Origin of the sequence: Thalassotalea agarivorans, assembly GCF_030295955.1 — a bacterium.
Classification (GTDB): domain Bacteria; phylum Pseudomonadota; class Gammaproteobacteria; order Enterobacterales; family Alteromonadaceae; genus Thalassotalea_D; species Thalassotalea_D agarivorans.
On record NZ_AP027363.1, the window covers coordinates 2,507,862 to 2,524,774 of the forward strand.

The following is a 16,913-nucleotide window of genomic DNA, read 5'->3' on the forward strand; positions in this document are numbered from 1 at the left end:
TTAAAAAGTTACCCAAATGGACAAGCATTAAGCAGTTTGTCTAAATCGATATCAATTTTATAGTCATAAAATGAATCAATAATTTCGTCTAAGTTGGATATGTTTATATCTAACTTAGACTTTTCTTTATCCCTACCTACTGACATAAAATAGTCTTCAAATTTAAAACCGTTACCTGCAACCTTATTGGATAGCTCTACCCATAAAGAAGGAATGTCGTATGCGTCTGCAATAATAACACCATGTAAAGAACTAGACACTATGCGTTCACATTTAGCTAACTCGTCTACAAACTTCTCTACATCATCTGTTTGTATATCAATTATGTTTACCGCAGCATTTTTAGATAAGTTTTCAACCCAAGGACTATTTTTATCTACATAGTGAGGAATGACACCAAGTTTATACTGCTTAGTTTGTTTTGGTTGATAAAATTTAGGAAGGAGAAGAGCTGGATCTCCATAAATTTCAGGACAGTCAATTTTTTCTCTCAATAATCTATCCCTGGTTTTAGGTCCCCTAACTGCACATATTTTTGCTGGAGCAGCCTTCAATCCACCTGAAGCAAACATATAACCACTGCCCCAAACAATACTGTGAGTATTAGCTTGTGAGAGCACAGAACCTATCACAAAGTAGTTTTTTTCTTGGAAAGTTTGAGGGTCAAAAGGAATTACATTTTCATCTGAGATTTTTTCAACTAAATAGACGTTTAATACATCGCCCAAATTTACAACTCTAGAAAACCAAAGTACTGGTAGCTTTTCTTTTTCTATCAATTTTAGCTTTAATCCAATACTTCTTATTAGTTTATTCATCTAACTCTCACTACTATTAATTTGTCGAATCGCCTGTTCGATATTAGCCATCAGCGTTGTATCAACAGAACGGATAAATTGTTCAATTTCTAATTTGATTTCGCTATCAAAAGACTGCTTTTTATAATTAGTTCGTTGGTAATTATAGATATTTTCCAGAAACTGAGTTTGTAAATCCTGTGGAACTCCATACTCTGGCAGAATATGTTTAACTCTGTTGATTGCTCGTTCTTTCAATTCTAAAAACACATCTTCGGGCAACAAAGTATACATTCGTTCTCCAGCTTTATAGGACTGTAAAATAACATCTAACTGCGAGTCTAAATTTCTATTTAAGCAAAACTTGTTGATCCATCTTTTATATTCGAGCGCTTGATAGGTATACGAATTATTCACTTCAAAAGTATTATCTAGATGCGTAATTGTTTTTACTTTAAAGATTTCTAAAAAATCATTTAAGATATTACCATCTTTTAAAATTTTTCTATCGTACAGTCTAATAATAAACTTTTCAGCACCCAAAGTTCTAAATGCAGGTAATACTTTTTGAGTTCCATAGGGATTCGGGGAATATGTATCGAGCCTATCAACTAAGGGAGCCGTAACGTAATTTCTTTTAACTACTTGATTGTAACTCGACTCAAAGAAATCAATAGGTGATCTTACATAATAGATAAATTTTATCTTATCAAAAAACTTATTAAAAACCCCTATGTGCATCCAAAATACTTCTGAAGAAATTAGTACTTTGTCGTAGTTCAATCTTTGTAATCTATTTCTAAACAACTCAAATTTTTGTAAATCGGGGTCGAGCTTTCCGTCTTGGTTATTAAACAGTAAATTCACATGGCCACTGCTTACTCCGTTAGCATCCAAATTATGGTTTGGGTAATATATGCCGTGTTTTTTCAGCAGCTTTCTATTATTTTTGCACCAGTTTTGTATCACTGACGTTCCAGTTTTTCCCGGACCAATATGCACAAAAAGCTCTGGTGTACTTCTATTCAACTTAAATAGAGTCTTAATAAATGAAATCATAGATTATTTAATTACTATCAACGGTCACGATTTGGTTAGTTTTTTGATCCTTTAAAACTATCGTTTTGTTGTTACTGAGATCTTCTATTGTTAGGGGAAATTGAAAACCTGTGTTCCCTAGGATAGCTTTACTGACATAGTTTGTGGGGCTCTCGGCAATCACTTGTCCTTTGTATTCACCATCGACATATACGTCTAGAATGACTTTTTCATTACTTAAGCCAAACCATGCATTACCGCAAAGAATTTCTTCTTTCATCTCAACATGACAATGTAGCCAATCACTTGCCTGCTTACGTTGCTCAAAGATTGACAAGGCTTCATTATAAAGAGCTACATCCTTAGCATTTGTGGTTAGTATTTTTTGGCGAGTCTGTTCAGACAACTGAAGAAACTTACTCTCAGAAGCTTTATTTGTGTTCATTTTTTTTATAGGCACTTTCAGACCAGTGTACCGGTTAAAAATGTTGATAGATTCGTTGTAGTATTCTGTAATTCCAATAAAGCCATATAAACCAACTGGTATGCCTGCCAGGTAATTATATTGGGTATTATGATAAATTGGATTATCCAAGAATTCTTCAAAACCAACTGAAATCTTGTTGTTCTTCTTTAGATGCTCATACAGAGAAACAGTTCTAGCCACAGGTTCTCGTATAAAAGTACACATATTCCGAGGAGGAATAATGTTAACGTACTCCTGACTCTTTTTGTGACCAGCTACTACAGCATTTCGTTTTAATATTGACTCATAAAACTGCTGCTCAGTCATATTGCCACTAAGCTTTTCACGTACCAATTTATGCGTTATTTTTTGATTTAACGCGTAATGTGGAACAACATATAGCTGCGACTCTAAACCGACACGAAAACTAGTTCCTGCTGTTTTGGGGATATGGATAAAAAATCGAGGTGTGTTTTTACGTTTTTTGCGAAAAAAATTAATAATTTTGAAATACATTTTAAAGCCTAGACAAGGAAAAATCTTCAGATGTTAGTGACAGATTAGGGTTGTATGCTGGATCAAAGTGAGATTCAGTTTTCCATTTTAATCGGAGGTTGTTTATCTCCATTTCAGCTCTTTTCGCCTTTTCTGGAGTTACATCATCTCCACGGCTAATTGATTCATGGTGATAAAGTAAGGCATAAGGAGTCCATAGGTTTCTTAAACCCAACGCTTGAACTTTCAAACAAAGATCAACATCATTAAATGCAACGGGAAACAACTCTTCATCAAACCCACCAACATCGTTGAACAATTTTTTCTCCATGACCAAGCAAGCTGCCGTTACCGCACTATAATTTTGTACCAACTGCAGTCTATCCATATAGCCATTTGAGTGTCTAGAATACATTTTATGAGAATGTCCAGCACCTCCCCACAAACCAATAACAACGCCTGCATGCTGGATAGTTTCGTTAGGATATAGAAGTTTTGCCCCTACACATCCAATGTCAGGACGAACTGCATGCATTACCATTTCACTCAACCAATTTCCTGATATCACTTCAATATCGTTATTGACAAAAGCTATCAGGTCACCTTTTGCTTGCTTCACAGCGTAATTATTGATAGCAGAATAATTAAATTCAAAATCGTAATCTAATATGCTGATATTATCTCTAGCAGAGAGCTCTTCCATGAAAGCAATTGTCTTTTGGCAATCACTTTGATTATTAATAATCAGAATATCGAAATTTGGATACAAGGTTTTTTCTACTATTGAATCAATCGCATTCTTTAGAATATCGTAACCATTTCGTGTAGGTACTATCAAAGTAACCTTTGGGCTATCGAGAAGTGGCCAATTAAATTTAACATGGGCGCTTTCTTTCACATCTGCCTCAATTGCTAAGGTATTTTCTGCAAGATTTATCATATCCTTTGAAAGGTGAGGCTGAGCACCTAAATTATGAAACAATATCGCTGCACAGTGCCCAACATTCACATTGTGCCAAGGTGTAGATAGTGAATTGAGGATCCGTCTATAACAAATTTCTTCCGAATCTATGTGTTGCTCTTTCCAGTTAGCATGCCATTTTATTGCGAAGCCTTTGGAAAAGTAGTTATTTACTAAGAAAAAATCTGGATTCCAGTCAGGAAAGAAGAATGGATTCTTGCGACGACCTTTATCATCGACACTATCTATATCAGAATAAACTACATCAAAATTGACACCTTTTGTTTTTGAACACTCAATAAAATAATTAAGTTCTGCTAAACAGTGCTGAGACAACACAACATCTTTATGCAAAGGCAATACCCAAGCTCCATCACGAATCTCTAATTCTTGCGCATTGCTGAAGCATTCCATTTCTATATCTGGATAGTCGATGTTTAGCGCTTCATTGTTAATAATTACGATTTTTTTATTGCTGTAGTTTTGTTTCGCAATAGAGGCTAATTGATTCGCCAACAATTGTTCTTCATTCAATTGATAATTATTACAATCTATTAAAACAAAAAATGTATTTTCTACATCTACGGTTTCAGAGAGGTAACTAAAAGACTCTGATTTCTTTATCCAGTTTTTATAACTTCTTGGGTACTTGATTTTATATAAATAATAAATATCTACTAGTTTCTTATAAGCGAAACTAAGGTATTTATGTTCACGAAAAAATTTTTTTGTTTTAAATACTACCGAATCTAACATCTCGCTACTCTAGATCTTTTCGTAATTGGTCTAGAATATCCAGCGCGCTAATAATATCTTTCTTGGATATTTTATTTATCGCGGACAAAGACTGTTTGAGCATAGTAGTTGAAACGCCATCGGTTCGACTCAAATACTCGACTTCACAATATTCTTCTAAAAAGTCAAATTTTCCAGACCAATCATCCCCTATTACAAAAAGGTCTATTTCGTGAGCTTTTATGTCTTCTATTTTTTGCTCCCAGGATGATTCTGGAATAACCAAATCTACATACTTAATCGCCTCTACAATAGCTGCGCGCTGCTCATACGGTATTAAGGTTTTTTTGCCTTTTAATTGATTAAATTCGTCTGTAGAAACGCCTACGATTAAACGACTCCCCATGTCCTTTATTCGCTTTAATAGATTTAAATGCCCAATATGAAACATGTCGAATGTTCCATAGGTAATTATTGTTCTCTTGACCATTACTTTAATCCAAAAACCATATTCGCTACACGTTCGCTATTGTTGGCATCGTCATACTTGAAAAACATAGAATGAACATCAAGATAATTTTCATGTAGAACATTGGTTGTCTCTAGTGAACTCTCAATTGCTTTCAATAGCGCTTCAAAAGTAGTGCAAATAGGTCCAGGGAATACATCTTGTATATCATAATAAAAGCCTCTCTCTTTTTGCATGTAGTTTTCTAAATCATATGCAAAACTAATCACTGGTTTCCTAGTGTTTAGAAAATCGATATAACAACTTGAGTAGTCTGTGATCAGGATATCGGCGGCACGATATAACATTTCAATATTGGAAATTTCTTTTGCAGAAAAATCTAAACACCCAATAGATTCCAACACAGAATTGTAACTACCCGTTGAATCAGCCATATGTTCCCGAACGCCAATTACAGCATTTGAGCCCTTTAACAAACTTCCCAATTTATCAAGTTCAGAATTTTGAAACTTAAAGTACCCTTCTTCCTGAGAGTTTCTAAACGTTGGAGCATACAAAACAAGTTTTCTATCGCCTACTTTCTCCTTGATATATTGCAACTCTTTTTGCAAATCAATAGGTAAATTTTCTTCAGGCATAGTAATAAAATCGACGCGAGGCAACCCAGTTATGTGCACCTGGTTAAAAGTTAAAGGAAAAAAGCCACTTGCCATGGCTAACCTGTCTATATTTGACGATGCAATAACGGCCTTATTGGGTTTATTGTGCGTAACAATATCGTTAAAGCCCCTTTCGTCAATATCTAAGGATGAAACACCTATTCTCTTTAGCGGGATACCATGCCACAAGTTGACAAAGTTGCGTGTATTAAATTCACAAGGATAAGGGATATTTATCCTTGGGCCATGCTTCAAAAATATATTACCGGCTCGCAGTATCAAATGCTGTGCTTCTGGTGATTCAATATCGTAATGAAAGACATTTACTCCCCCTTCCACAAATATAGACTTACTGCGAGTCAATATGACTTTGCGTATGCGGGGATCATTCTTAACATATTCAAACAACGCCTTATCATTACCTGTCAATAAATGATCATAGTAGCAGACAGGGAAAATCCATAAATTAGGGTCTTTAACGATACTTTTATCTAATACCTTAAAAGCGCGATTATCTAAGTATTCTGGAGATGCAATCTGATATGCATCTAATAAATTTAAATTTAAGTTACGTTGTACTACGTCGTTTCCAACCGTACGCTTTAAATGACTATTTATTTTTTCATCATTCAACAAATCGTAGTGCGTTAACAATTTACCTAACTGTGGAACATTGTAATGGTTGTTTGAAATAAAATATCGTTTTAAAAACGGAAAACCTTTCTTCTCAATCAAATGTAACAATGTTTCACTATAAATAGGATGAAATGCATATAGCTCTTCTATAAAAGTGTCTAGTTTGAATCCTTGAGACGTTAAAAAGCGACTTATCCCAACTTCAAACTGAAGAATCAGTTGTTTTTTATTAACATAAGAAACGGACTCAATGATTTTCCTAAAATACGGATTTTTAACGACATTAGACCTAAACGCTACAAAATACGAACCAATATGAAAGTCATAGTAAGGATTGTCTTCAAAACTTTCTAGCAAATCTCTAGACACTTCATCTGTTTTATTTTTGACAAGATTTTGAGAATGGCAATATTGCGTAAAGGCCATCCCTTTTGTCGCTTGAATACCCCACCAACTGCAATCACTTTGTTCCATTTTACTAAACACTTCGTCCAAAGGTTTAAGTAAATAAACGCTGTCGTTGGCAAACAATATTTCGTCGTATTGCTCAACTTTTTCCCAACCTAGTTTATCGACAAGAATGCGCTTGTAAGAACCAAAATCGTATTCGCCATGACGTTCAGCCCATGCCCCTTTTACGCAATGGGCCAGTTTGGCCAATTCATTTTCGGGCATATTGCAGTCAGCATAAAAATATATATCACTATACTTTGACAATTCTTCCAAATACTCTACTAAGGTGTCATCGACCATGCCGTCGGGATCATAAGCTGCGAAGATACAAGCACGTTTGATAACTTGATTGTTAAAGGTTATTTGTTTAGAAGTTTTAATGGGTGACGAGAATAAACTGCCACTGGATTTAGCAAAAAACAACGCATGAATAATGGGATGATAACTATCAAGATTAGCGTTATATTTGCCATTTGATAAGTCATACCACCATGAAGAAAAATGCTTACTCGCTTTTCTTCCTTCACGGGCACCTATATTTGTGAAGTGTTCTATACAGTTTTTACCCAATGCATCAGGGTACATATCTAAATAATCTACTTCATTGAGTAAACCACAATCCTGAATAATATCAGACCTGATATCTTTGTTGTTCAAAGCAAACTCATACAGGTCTGTTGGCGTGAACTCCATAAGAGAAACTTCTTTATTTGCTAAAAGAAACTTATACAACGTGTGAAGTTTAGCCGCGACAAAAGTTGCGCTGTGCGTCACCGCAATAGAAGTTTTTGCAGATTCACCAAGTTTTTGTCTAAACTCAGAGTTTTCAACTAACAGATTAATCGATGAAAGCCACTCAGTAGTATTTTTGGCTAACATGCCATTATGATTATGTTTTATTGTGCTTGAGAAGGCGTCGGTGGAACTGGCTACAGTTGGAATAGCATAGTATGCTGCCTCAAATATTTTTAGCTCGCTTTTACATTCTGTAAACTCATTGCCTATTTCCAACGGTGCTAAATTAATATGCATGGAAGATAAAAATTTAAGCATTTCTTCATGAGGCATAAAATCATGTCGAACAAGTTGGGCGTGTTGCTCTAACGTGTCCGGTAGCGTCAATTGCCCTACAATGTGTAATAACACATTACTATGAGTCTTTAATACTTCAACCAAGGCGTTAGCACATTCTTCAAAATCTCTATCATGTGTAGCCGTACCCGACAAATAAACAATATTCACGTTCTCATGACAATGTGAACTTTCTTCCTTCAAAGGCATATTGTTGTCTAGAGAATTAGGTATAACAAACGCATTCTTATTTATTGACCTAACCTGTTTTGCTAGCGCGTCGGTTGTTACGGTAACTAAATCAGCGTTCAAAACAGAATTGTTTATTTTAGCCATTGCAGCAAGTCTGGCATCTTGACCTGCTTTATCCCTTTTCTGGAAAGAATCCTGAAGTTTAGCTTTTTCAGGCAAGAAAATTAAATCATCAATATCATATATTAAGATCCCACCGCGTTTTCGATAAGCTTGTTGTGCCTTAATTAAAGAATCACCTGCCGCTATTCGATTAAATACAACAATATCCCAATGATTTGATAACTCACCTAAGGCTTGGTTGTCTTTAATAACTCTTACGGTCCAACCATAATCCGATAATTGTTTTGTAAAATTAAAGACTCGATATTTTTGAGTCGCAAAATCATAGTTATTTATTACAAAAAGGATGCTGCCTTGAAACGGACGTTTAGTTTTCTTGGAAAATACTACCGCTGCTTTAAAACCTTCACGCCCTTCGTTTTTGCCATGATAAATGTAGTGAATTAGAGGACACTCTCCTAATGCTTTTACATCCTCATAGCTATTCAAATATGTATTTGTTGAAAAATTTGGGCTAGGATCATTCCCCAGCTTCCATCCTACCTGCAAATAGTGCTCTAACGGGGAACCATCAAAGGTATATAACTGTTCTCCATATTGTTTTTCATACCAAACCTTTGAAAAAAGATTTGAACTACTAATCTTGTGTTTAAGTTTTAAATTTCTAATTAACTTTGATGCTGAATTGAACAACGGAGTTTCCTAAGCGATTTATTATCGAGTATTAACCGATTCTTATATCCTATATTGAATTGAAATTATAATGGAGTATAAACTCAAAATCGAGTTAAATAGAACTAAAAGAACTTAGGCAAGAAAGCACAAAGTAGCTAAACTTCAATGCGACTAAATTCTCTGAACAAGCAGGCATTCTTGCTCAATGACAAACAAAGCTGAGAAAAATATGCAAGATATAAAATTACAAAAACCATTCCATTTAATTCAAGAAATTCGCCTTGCACATGCAATTACCGAAAGTCGTTTTAATGTTGAAATTCCAACTAGCCAACAAGAAAAATTTTCGATTTTTGAAGAGACAATGGGAATTAATTTTAATCAACCAACCGCGGAGTCAGTTGATGTAGCTCATTTAATGAGTATTAACCACAAAGACCCGAAGACTTCATTTGGTGATATTGAAAGAACACTGATATTTCCGTTAGCAATAACTAATCACTGTAAAACACTTTGGAAAGAAAAACGTAAAAACAAGTATTCTTTTCAGGGACTTGTTACCGACAAAAGAAAAAAACTGCTAGAACATTGGATTTCTAACAATATTACAAAACATATCTTCAGCTTTGACGCGCCGCCATCTATTAAAGAAAAATTAACAAAAATATTTTTTCCAGTTGCCGTTCCCAAAGAAGGAAATATTGACGTCAGAAAAATTGGTAAACTTCTACTGTGGTCTTCTGATAGAGGGCGTAACTTTCCAATAAAAAGTTGGGACAATGAATACTTCAAAGTATTGGCGAATAGTAAGTTTGTGCTGTGCCCTAGTGGGGACTATGTTTGGTCTTACCGCTTTTTTGAGTCAATTTTGTGCGGAGCGATACCAGTCATTGAAGAGTATTGCGAGGCATACAATGGTTTTAGATTTCAATATATGTCGGAAAAAGCAAGTAACTTGAAGTGGAGTAAGGAAGACGCCGAATACAATTTCAATTTGTGTGTAGAAAGATTGACTATTCCTCAAAGAGATCTAGACAACGAAATTTTAAAACAACTAGAAAAAATAAAGTTAAAATAGTTTTAATGTATATAGCACAACTCTTTGTAAGTTGTGCTATTTTACTGCAAATCAACAATTTAGTAATAACTTAACTAACTAGAAAGCCTTGTAACTAGAGTTGTTTTTTAAAATACTCTATCGTTTTATTAAGACCTTCAGATAATTTTATTTTTGGCTCCCAATCTAATTCTTGTTTAGCTAGAGAAATTATTGGTTGGCGTTGCATAGGATCATCTTGAGGCAATGGTTGATATATAATTTGACTTTCACTACCAGTCAACTCGATCACCTTTTGCGCCAACTCTAACATAGTAAATTCATCAGGATTACCAATATTTACAGGACCGGTAAAATCGTCGGCAGAATTCATTAATCGCATCATCCCGTCGATTAAATCGTCTACGTAGCAAAAGCTTCTGGTTTGCAAACCATCCCCGTATATCGTAATGTCTTCACCTTTTAACGCTTGGACGATAAAATTGCTTACAACACGACCATCCTCAGGATTCATGTTTGGCCCATAAGTATTAAATATTCGCATTACTTTTATATCCACAGCGTATTGTCTGTGATAATCAAAAAACAACGATTCTGCACATCGCTTACCTTCATCATAACAAGCTCTAATTCCAATCGTATTAACAGCACCACGATAGCTTTCTGGTTGTGGATGAATTTCAGGGTCGCCATATACTTCGCTGGTGCTTGCTTGTAATATTTTAGCCTTACACTTTTTCGCTAAATCAAGCATATTTATTGCACCTAAAACTGACGTTTTAGTTGTTTGTATAGGGTCAAATTGATAGTGAGGAGGTGAAGCGGGACACGCTAAGTTGTATATCTCATCAACTTCTAAAGATATAGGAAACGAAACATCATGCCTAATCAGCTCAAAGAAAGGACTATCCATTAAATGTAGTATGTTTTTCTTATTACCAGTGAAATAATTGTCAAGGCAAATAACTTCATGCCCTTTATTGATCAATCGCGTACACAAATGGGAACCTAAAAAACCTGCTCCGCCGGTTACAAGTACTCTTTTTTTCATAAATTTCTTAATACCAATTATTCTGTTTCAATTTAACAGTAAACAACCCGTTGACCTTAAACTAAGTTATTCCACCAGTTGTCATTATTCAAATACCAGTTTACTGTCTTGTGAATGCCTGATTCAAAGGACTCTTTTGGTTTGTATGCCAACTCTAAATTAGTTTTCGTTGCATCAATTGCATAACGGCGGTCGTGTCCAGCCCTATCTTCTACATAGGTAATTAAAGATTCAGCACTATTATTTATTGCACTTATTGCATCAGGGTATTTCGCAGTTAACTGCTGATCCAAAGCAAAGGCTTCATTCATTAACTTACACACTAATTTCACAATATCTATATTGGCCCACTCATTGTGCCCGCCAATATTGTAGTTCTCACCAATACGCCCTTTCTTAAGCACTAAGTCAATACCTCGAGCATGGTCTTCGACGTATAACCAATCACGAATTTGCTGACCATCGCCATAAATCGGCAAAGGCTTATCTTTCAATACATTGGTAATAATCAGTGGAATCAACTTCTCTGGAAAATGATAGGGCCCATAGTTATTAGAGCAGTTGGAAGTTGTTACTTCTAGGTCGTACGTATGATGATAAGCTCTGACTAAATGGTCACTCGCAGCTTTTGATGCTGAGTAGGGTGAATTAGGTGCATATGGTGTATCTTCCGTAAACGCAGGGTCTGTTGGAGATAATGTACCATAGACTTCATCTGTAGATACATGATGAAAACGATGTGGTATAACCGTTTTACCTTCAGCTTTAGGTTCGTCAATCCACACCTGCTTTGCTGCTTTTAATAAGCTATATGTACCTAAGATGTTTGTTTCGATAAATGCATCGGGACCTGTGATCGAACGATCGACATGTGATTCAGCGGCAAAATGAACAATTGTATTGACTTGCTTGTTTTTGAGCAAAGACGTGACTAACTCAGTATTGCAAATGTTACCATGAACAAATTCAAAGTTTTCATTGTTTTCTACAGAAGCCAAATTCGCTCTATTGCCTGCGTATGTTAATGCATCTAATACAATAACACTGTCAGCTGGATACTTTTCCAACCAATATAAAGCGAAGTTAGCGCCTATAAAACCTGCGCCACCAGTCACTAAAAGAGTATTTTTTTCCATGTGGGGAACCTTAAAATTTTTAATTTAACTCATCAAGCATGTCAGATAACTGAGTTTGCCAATGCGTTGTTTGAATATCTAATGCTTGTTCCAAAGCTGTCTTTTCCAGGACACTAAATGATGGACGCTTTGCCGATGTAGGGTATGCAGAAGCAGGAATAGCGCTAATAGGAATGGCTTTTTGCAATAAACCTTTCTCTAGTGCCAGCGATTGTATGTTTACTGCAAAATCATACCAAGAGGTAACACCTGCGTCCGTCCAATGATAAATACCTGAAGGCACTGTATCTTTGCGTTCGATCAAACGCCATATTGCTAAAGCTAGGCCTTTCGCCCAAGTGGGGGTACCAATTTGGTCGTAGACCACGTCAAGCTTGTCTAGTTGCGCCATTAATCTGAGCATTGTTTTGACAAAATTGTTGCCATGCGACGAGTACACCCAGGCAGTTCTAATAATATAGCTACTTTCAGGTAACGACTCTATTAAGGCAAGTTCGCCTGCTCGTTTCGATTCGCCATAAACCCCCAAAGGGAAACATTCATCTTCTATTGAATAAGGCGTATTTTTTTCGCCATTAAAAACGAAATCTGTAGAGACATGTACGACTTTGGCGCCTACTTGCTTAGCAGCATCCGATAGGTGTTTGATACCATCTCTATTGACCCGAAACGCTGCTTCTCTATCTTCTTCTGCTTTATCAACTGCTGTATAAGCTGCCGCATTGATAATAATATCCGGTTGGATTTGGTTAATTGTTTCTATAACGTGTTCAAGCTGAGTAATGTCTAAAGTGGCAGAGTCAAACGTAAACAACTCAATACTCGCAGGTACAGTGCGCGACAACTCATAACCTAGCTGTCCATTTTTTCCGGTAATTAGTACTTTCATGACTAAAACTTTGGCGCCGCTTCAAATGACAAACCATCTTCATCTTTTGCCGACAAATTTGGCAATTGACAGTCAACAAGCGGCCACTTAATACCTATAGTAGGATCGTCCCACTTTACCGATACTTCTGCATTAGGATTGTACGAATCAGTGCATTTATAGACGAACTCCGCACTTTCACTAGTAACATAAAAGCCGTGAGCAAACCCTTCAGGAACCCATAGTTGACGCTTGTTCTTCTCAGACAAGTATACGCCAACCCACTTGCCAAATGTTGGGCTGTCTTTTCGCATGTCTACCGCAACGTCAAATACTTCACCACTAACAACACGAACAAGTTTCCCTTGTGTATTTTCAGTTTGATAATGAAGACCTCTTAGAATCCCCTGCGTCGACTTACTGTGATTGTCTTGAACAAAAGTGCGCTCGCCACATTGTTCATTAAACAAAGACAAGCGGAAAGTTTCCATAAAGAACCCTCTCTCATCTCCAAATACGGTCGGTTCGATTATTTTTACATCAGGGATATCTGTTTCAATAAACTTCATTGTTAAAACACTTTATATTCTAGTAAGTCGAGTAAATATTGACCGTAGCCGCTCTTTTTCAATGGCGTTGCTAGTGACTCTAATTGCTCTGCCGAGATATAGCCCATTCGATATGCAATTTCTTCTGGGCAGCAAATCTTAAGGCCTTGACGCTTTTCAATCGTTTCTATAAACGTTGCCGCCTGAAGCAGAGAATCATGCGTGCCTGTATCTAGCCATGCTGTGCCTCGACCCATGACTTCTACATTGAGTTCATCTGCCTGCAGATACTGATCAATCACGTCAGTGATTTCTAATTCGCCACGAGGCGATGGTTTTACATTTTTCGCAAATTCAACTACGCGTTCATCGAAAAAATACAACCCAGGTACCGCGTAATTAGATTTAGGCTTTGCTGGCTTTTCTTCGATAGAAATCGCTTTACCTGTTTCATCGAATTCAACCACGCCATATGCTGTTGGGTTGGCAACATGATAACCAAAAACAGTACCGCCAGATTCGCGAGCGCAAGCATTTTGAAGCGATTGTGCAAGATCATGACCGTAAAACAAATTGTCACCCAACACCAATGCTGCGCTTTCTCCAGCTAAAAACTCTTCCGCAAGAATAAATGCTTGTGCTAGACCGTCAGGCGATGGTTGTTCAACGTATTCAAAAGTAACGCCCCACTCTTTACCGTCACCAAGTAACTCTTTAAACCGAGGTAATTCTGCTGGTGTAGATATGATTAAAATTTCCTTTATACCCGCTACCATCAGTGTTGATATGGGGTAATAAATCATTGGTTTATCGTAAACAGGCATTAATTGTTTACTAACAACTTTAGTTAGCGGATACAAGCGCGTTCCGCTTCCTCCTGCAAGGATAATTCCTTTTGTCATAATTAGTCTCTAATTCAATTCTCTGATAGTTGCCAGGATAATTTTGCCAATTCCAAACAAAAACAATAGTGAAACACCCAACAAAACTAAGTTATAGGTTACTTTGGGATATGCATTAGCTTCTGGAAGCGTAGCTGACTCTACAGACACTAGATAGCTCATCTGTTTATACGCTTCTATTCGAGATTTTTCTAAAGAAATTAGAGAAGACGCATAAGCTTCTAATGCCAACTCTAAGGCAACTTTTAGTTCTGTAGAGCGAGCAATTTTTTCACTGACTGTAAGATTATCTTGTTTGTCGTGGCCGGAAAGACGTTTGTTTTCCTCTTCCAATTGGTTTTCAATCGCCTTAATTTCTCTTTCTAAAGCCATGACTTGAGGTGAGTCATTAGACATAATTTGTTGCAATGCATGTAAATTAGCCTTTTTTTCAGATAACAGACCTTCAAGCGAGTATGTAATTTTTTGATATGCGACACCTTCGACTTCAGGATCTAATAAATTATGTTCAGCCTGAAAAGACAATAGATTTGCTTTCGCGGACTCTAACCTCTTCCTAACTAATTCATGCTCCCCTTGCATAAACTCTAATTGTGTTTTTGCTATCATGTTGCTGACGTTATTAATGAACCATTCTGCACGACTCACTATTTCATTGCTAAGTTGTTGCGCAAATTCAGGCGTAAATGCTTGTACTTTAATCGTAATAACGGCATTAACATCGTTTGACTCTACAGTAACTCTAGATAGGTAATAAGCTAAGATGTCTTCTCTGCTGTCCCAGGCGTTAATTCTACTAAAAATATCAATCTCTGAGTTTTTATAGTGCTCCAATAGCCCTAAACTTTGATCAAGATACTCGAGCATGTCTGTGGACAAAATATAAGCTAATACTAAAGCTTTGTCTGAACCATCGGTTGACATTCCCAAGCCCGACAATATTGCCATGGACGAATCCATTAACGCCATATTATCTGGTTGACGCACGATTACTTGTGACTGACTTTCATATCTTGGAGTTGCAATAACTAATTGATAAAACGAAAAAATGAGCCATGGATACAACACAAAAATAGATATCGCTTTGGTTCTGTAGGGCTTTATTTTAGCTATTACACTTTTGATTGATTTCTTCATTATATAAGTTGTATCTATAAAGATTGATAAAATGAGATTGCTTCTTCAAGGTCTGCATAATAGGTTAATTGCATGTTATCAATTACGATAGCACTCTCGCAAAACTCTCTAATTTCTTTCATATTGTGGCTTACCATAATAAAATTAGCCTCTCCTAATTTACCTCTGAGTGCGTTTTTTACTTTACTTTTAAACTTTACATCACCTACAGCTGTAACTTCATCTATCAAATAAACATCAAAATCTATCGATATACAGCAAGCAAACGCTAGTCTAGAACGCATCCCACTTGAATACGATTTTACTGGTAAATGAAACTTGGGTCCAAGCTCTGCAAACTTTTTAACTTTTTCTTCAAATTCATTTAGATTCTTAACACCATTTACTCTCCCTATAAAGCGAGCATTTTCACTACCTGTCATCTGTGGATGTATACCCGTGGCAAGTGCTACAGGCCAAGAAATATGAAGATTCGTTGTAACTTTCCCACTGTTAGGGTATTCACTGCCAGCAATCATTCTAAAAAGAGTTGATTTACCGGCGCCATTGGCTCCAAGAATGGCAATATTACCTCTAGGAATAACAAAATCAATATTCTTAAAAATATATTGTTCGCCCAATGGTGAAGGATAGTATTTGGTTATATTATCTAGTTTAATCATCTACTTAAGAGACTTTTCCATGTTATTCGATACAAAGCTAGTGCCAAAAAAACTGAAAACAAAGTAAATAAGGTCAAATACATATGGCTTACACCTTCCGCAGCAAACGAAGGGTAGGCACTATCTCTTGACAATTCAATAGCATGTAAAATTGGATTCCAAGTTAAGTAGACCCAAAACTGCTCTGGTATATCCTTTAAACTAAAAAATGCTCCGGAAATAAAAAATAGAGGCCTAATAGCCAAATCGACAAGCTTCTCTACTTCTGGAACGTAACAGGACAAAATAGCTGCTATTAACCCTAAAGAAATAGCCAATAGCCACAATTGGAAGAATATAACTAAAACGTTCAGTGGATCTGCTAATTGTTTGTCTTCTTTCAACAAATAAACAATTAACACTAAAAAACAAACGATGAATAATTTTACTAATAACTCAAATAAACCAGCCGCTAAAGCCGCACTAATAGGCTGAACTTGTCGAAAAGCAAATAAAGATTTATTTCGCTTTATTGACTTGGCTACATTCTGAAACGTTGTGATGAATAACTGAATCAAAACCATGCCATACAGCATAAAAATGAAAATAGGGATGGTATGAATGACATCTCCCATCAACATGCCACGTCCATATGACAAAACAAAAATAAATAGCACAGGTTGAAAAACAGACCAACTCAACCCAAATTTGTCGTTAAAACTACTGCGAATATTTCTTAAAAATATTGCAAATACTACGTCACTCCAAATTTTGAATTTAGTCCGAGTTTCTACTATTGCCAT

The 16,913-nt window shown here is 36.2% G+C and carries 15 protein-coding genes; 1 reads left to right on the forward strand and 14 read right to left on the reverse strand.

The window, feature by feature from the left end:
• Window positions 1–8: 8 nt before the first annotated feature.
• Genes QUD85_RS11470 through QUD85_RS11495 form a run of 6 tightly spaced genes read right to left on the reverse strand, consistent with a single transcriptional unit; the run spans window position 9 to window position 8,788 of the window.
• Window positions 9–818 carry a polysaccharide pyruvyl transferase family protein gene (locus QUD85_RS11470; RefSeq protein WP_093326989.1) on the reverse strand — a complete coding sequence of 270 codons (810 nt, stop codon included), beginning with the start codon at window positions 816–818 and terminating at the stop codon, window positions 9–11.
• On the reverse strand, window positions 819–1,826 hold the full coding sequence (locus QUD85_RS11475) for a hypothetical protein (protein WP_143047899.1): 1,008 nt from the start codon (window positions 1,824–1,826) through the stop codon (window positions 819–821).
• Window positions 1,827–1,863: 37 nt separating this feature from the next.
• Window positions 1,864–2,817, reverse strand: a complete 954-nt coding sequence (locus tag QUD85_RS11480; RefSeq protein WP_093326986.1) for a sulfotransferase family 2 domain-containing protein — start codon at window positions 2,815–2,817, stop codon at window positions 1,864–1,866.
• A 1-nt stretch (window position 2,818) separates the two neighbouring features.
• Entirely contained in the window at window positions 2,819–4,513 is a 1,695-nt protein-coding gene (locus QUD85_RS11485; protein ID WP_093326984.1) for a glycosyltransferase family 2 protein, read from the reverse strand.
• A 4-nt stretch (window positions 4,514–4,517) separates the two neighbouring features.
• Window positions 4,518–4,982 carry a glycerol-3-phosphate cytidylyltransferase gene (gene tagD / locus QUD85_RS11490; protein ID WP_093326983.1) on the reverse strand — a complete coding sequence of 155 codons (465 nt, stop codon included), beginning with the start codon at window positions 4,980–4,982 and terminating at the stop codon, window positions 4,518–4,520.
• Window positions 4,982–8,788 (reverse strand): CDP-glycerol glycerophosphotransferase family protein, encoded by a 3,807-nt coding sequence (locus QUD85_RS11495; RefSeq protein ID WP_093326981.1) that lies wholly within the window; start codon window positions 8,786–8,788, stop codon window positions 4,982–4,984. Before QUD85_RS11495 ends, tagD begins: the two co-directional genes overlap by 1 nt.
• Window positions 8,789–8,975: 187 nt before the next feature.
• On the opposite strand from QUD85_RS11495, the gene QUD85_RS11500 reads away from it, so the two are divergent.
• Window positions 8,976–9,848 carry an exostosin domain-containing protein gene (locus QUD85_RS11500; protein ID WP_093326979.1) on the forward strand — a complete coding sequence of 291 codons (873 nt, stop codon included), beginning with the start codon at window positions 8,976–8,978 and terminating at the stop codon, window positions 9,846–9,848.
• Window positions 9,849–9,942: 94 nt separating this feature from the next.
• Here the strand turns inward: QUD85_RS11500 and QUD85_RS11505 are convergent, their stop codons facing one another.
• Genes QUD85_RS11505 through QUD85_RS11540 form a run of 8 tightly spaced genes read right to left on the reverse strand, consistent with a single transcriptional unit; the run spans window position 9,943 to window position 16,913 of the window.
• On the reverse strand, window positions 9,943–10,878 hold the full coding sequence (locus QUD85_RS11505) for a UDP-glucuronic acid decarboxylase family protein (protein WP_093326976.1): 936 nt from the start codon (window positions 10,876–10,878) through the stop codon (window positions 9,943–9,945).
• 56 nt (window positions 10,879–10,934) lie between these two features.
• Window positions 10,935–12,014 (reverse strand): dTDP-glucose 4,6-dehydratase, encoded by a 1,080-nt coding sequence (gene rfbB / locus QUD85_RS11510; RefSeq protein ID WP_093326974.1) that lies wholly within the window; start codon window positions 12,012–12,014, stop codon window positions 10,935–10,937.
• 19 nt (window positions 12,015–12,033) lie between these two features.
• Complete coding sequence (gene rfbD, locus QUD85_RS11515; protein ID WP_093326973.1) at window positions 12,034–12,903, reverse strand: dTDP-4-dehydrorhamnose reductase; 870 nt, start codon at window positions 12,901–12,903, stop codon at window positions 12,034–12,036.
• Between the two features lie 2 nt (window positions 12,904–12,905).
• Window positions 12,906–13,451 (reverse strand): dTDP-4-dehydrorhamnose 3,5-epimerase, encoded by a 546-nt coding sequence (gene rfbC, locus QUD85_RS11520; RefSeq protein ID WP_093326971.1) that lies wholly within the window; start codon window positions 13,449–13,451, stop codon window positions 12,906–12,908.
• Window positions 13,452–13,453: 2 nt separating this feature from the next.
• A complete protein-coding gene (rfbA, locus tag QUD85_RS11525; RefSeq protein ID WP_093326969.1) occupies window positions 13,454–14,332 on the reverse strand; it encodes a glucose-1-phosphate thymidylyltransferase RfbA in 879 nt (292 codons plus the stop codon).
• A 9-nt stretch (window positions 14,333–14,341) separates the two neighbouring features.
• Entirely contained in the window at window positions 14,342–15,469 is a 1,128-nt protein-coding gene (locus QUD85_RS11530) for a hypothetical protein (protein ID WP_093326967.1), read from the reverse strand.
• A gap of 14 nt (window positions 15,470–15,483) precedes the next feature.
• Window positions 15,484–16,131, reverse strand: coding sequence for an ABC transporter ATP-binding protein (locus tag QUD85_RS11535; RefSeq protein WP_093326965.1), 648 nt, complete (start codon window positions 16,129–16,131; stop codon window positions 15,484–15,486).
• Entirely contained in the window at window positions 16,128–16,913 is a 786-nt protein-coding gene (locus tag QUD85_RS11540; protein WP_093326963.1) for an ABC transporter permease, read from the reverse strand. Before QUD85_RS11540 ends, QUD85_RS11535 begins: the two co-directional genes overlap by 4 nt.

What these genes read in the sequence shown, in the direction of transcription:
- QUD85_RS11470 (WP_093326989.1), bottom strand. Translation starts at nt 818, where the DNA reads ATGAATAAACTAATAAGAAGTATTGGATTAAAGCTAAAATTGATAGAA.
- QUD85_RS11480 (WP_093326986.1), bottom strand. Translation starts at nt 2,817, where the DNA reads ATGTATTTCAAAATTATTAATTTTTTTCGCAAAAAACGTAAAAACACA.
- QUD85_RS11485 (WP_093326984.1), bottom strand. Translation starts at nt 4,513, where the DNA reads ATGTTAGATTCGGTAGTATTTAAAACAAAAAAATTTTTTCGTGAACAT.
- tagD (WP_093326983.1), bottom strand. Translation starts at nt 4,982, where the DNA reads ATGGTCAAGAGAACAATAATTACCTATGGAACATTCGACATGTTTCAT.
- QUD85_RS11500 (WP_093326979.1), top strand. Translation starts at nt 8,976, where the DNA reads ATGACAAACAAAGCTGAGAAAAATATGCAAGATATAAAATTACAAAAA.
- QUD85_RS11505 (WP_093326976.1), bottom strand. Translation starts at nt 10,878, where the DNA reads ATGAAAAAAAGAGTACTTGTAACCGGCGGAGCAGGTTTTTTAGGTTCC.
- rfbB (WP_093326974.1), bottom strand. Translation starts at nt 12,014, where the DNA reads ATGGAAAAAAATACTCTTTTAGTGACTGGTGGCGCAGGTTTTATAGGC.
- rfbD (WP_093326973.1), bottom strand. Translation starts at nt 12,903, where the DNA reads ATGAAAGTACTAATTACCGGAAAAAATGGACAGCTAGGTTATGAGTTG.
- rfbC (WP_093326971.1), bottom strand. Translation starts at nt 13,451, where the DNA reads ATGAAGTTTATTGAAACAGATATCCCTGATGTAAAAATAATCGAACCG.
- rfbA (WP_093326969.1), bottom strand. Translation starts at nt 14,332, where the DNA reads ATGACAAAAGGAATTATCCTTGCAGGAGGAAGCGGAACGCGCTTGTAT.
- QUD85_RS11530 (WP_093326967.1), bottom strand. Translation starts at nt 15,469, where the DNA reads ATGAAGAAATCAATCAAAAGTGTAATAGCTAAAATAAAGCCCTACAGA.
- QUD85_RS11535 (WP_093326965.1), bottom strand. Translation starts at nt 16,131, where the DNA reads ATGATTAAACTAGATAATATAACCAAATACTATCCTTCACCATTGGGC.
- QUD85_RS11540 (WP_093326963.1), bottom strand. Translation starts at nt 16,913, where the DNA reads ATGGCAATAGTAGAAACTCGGACTAAATTCAAAATTTGGAGTGACGTA.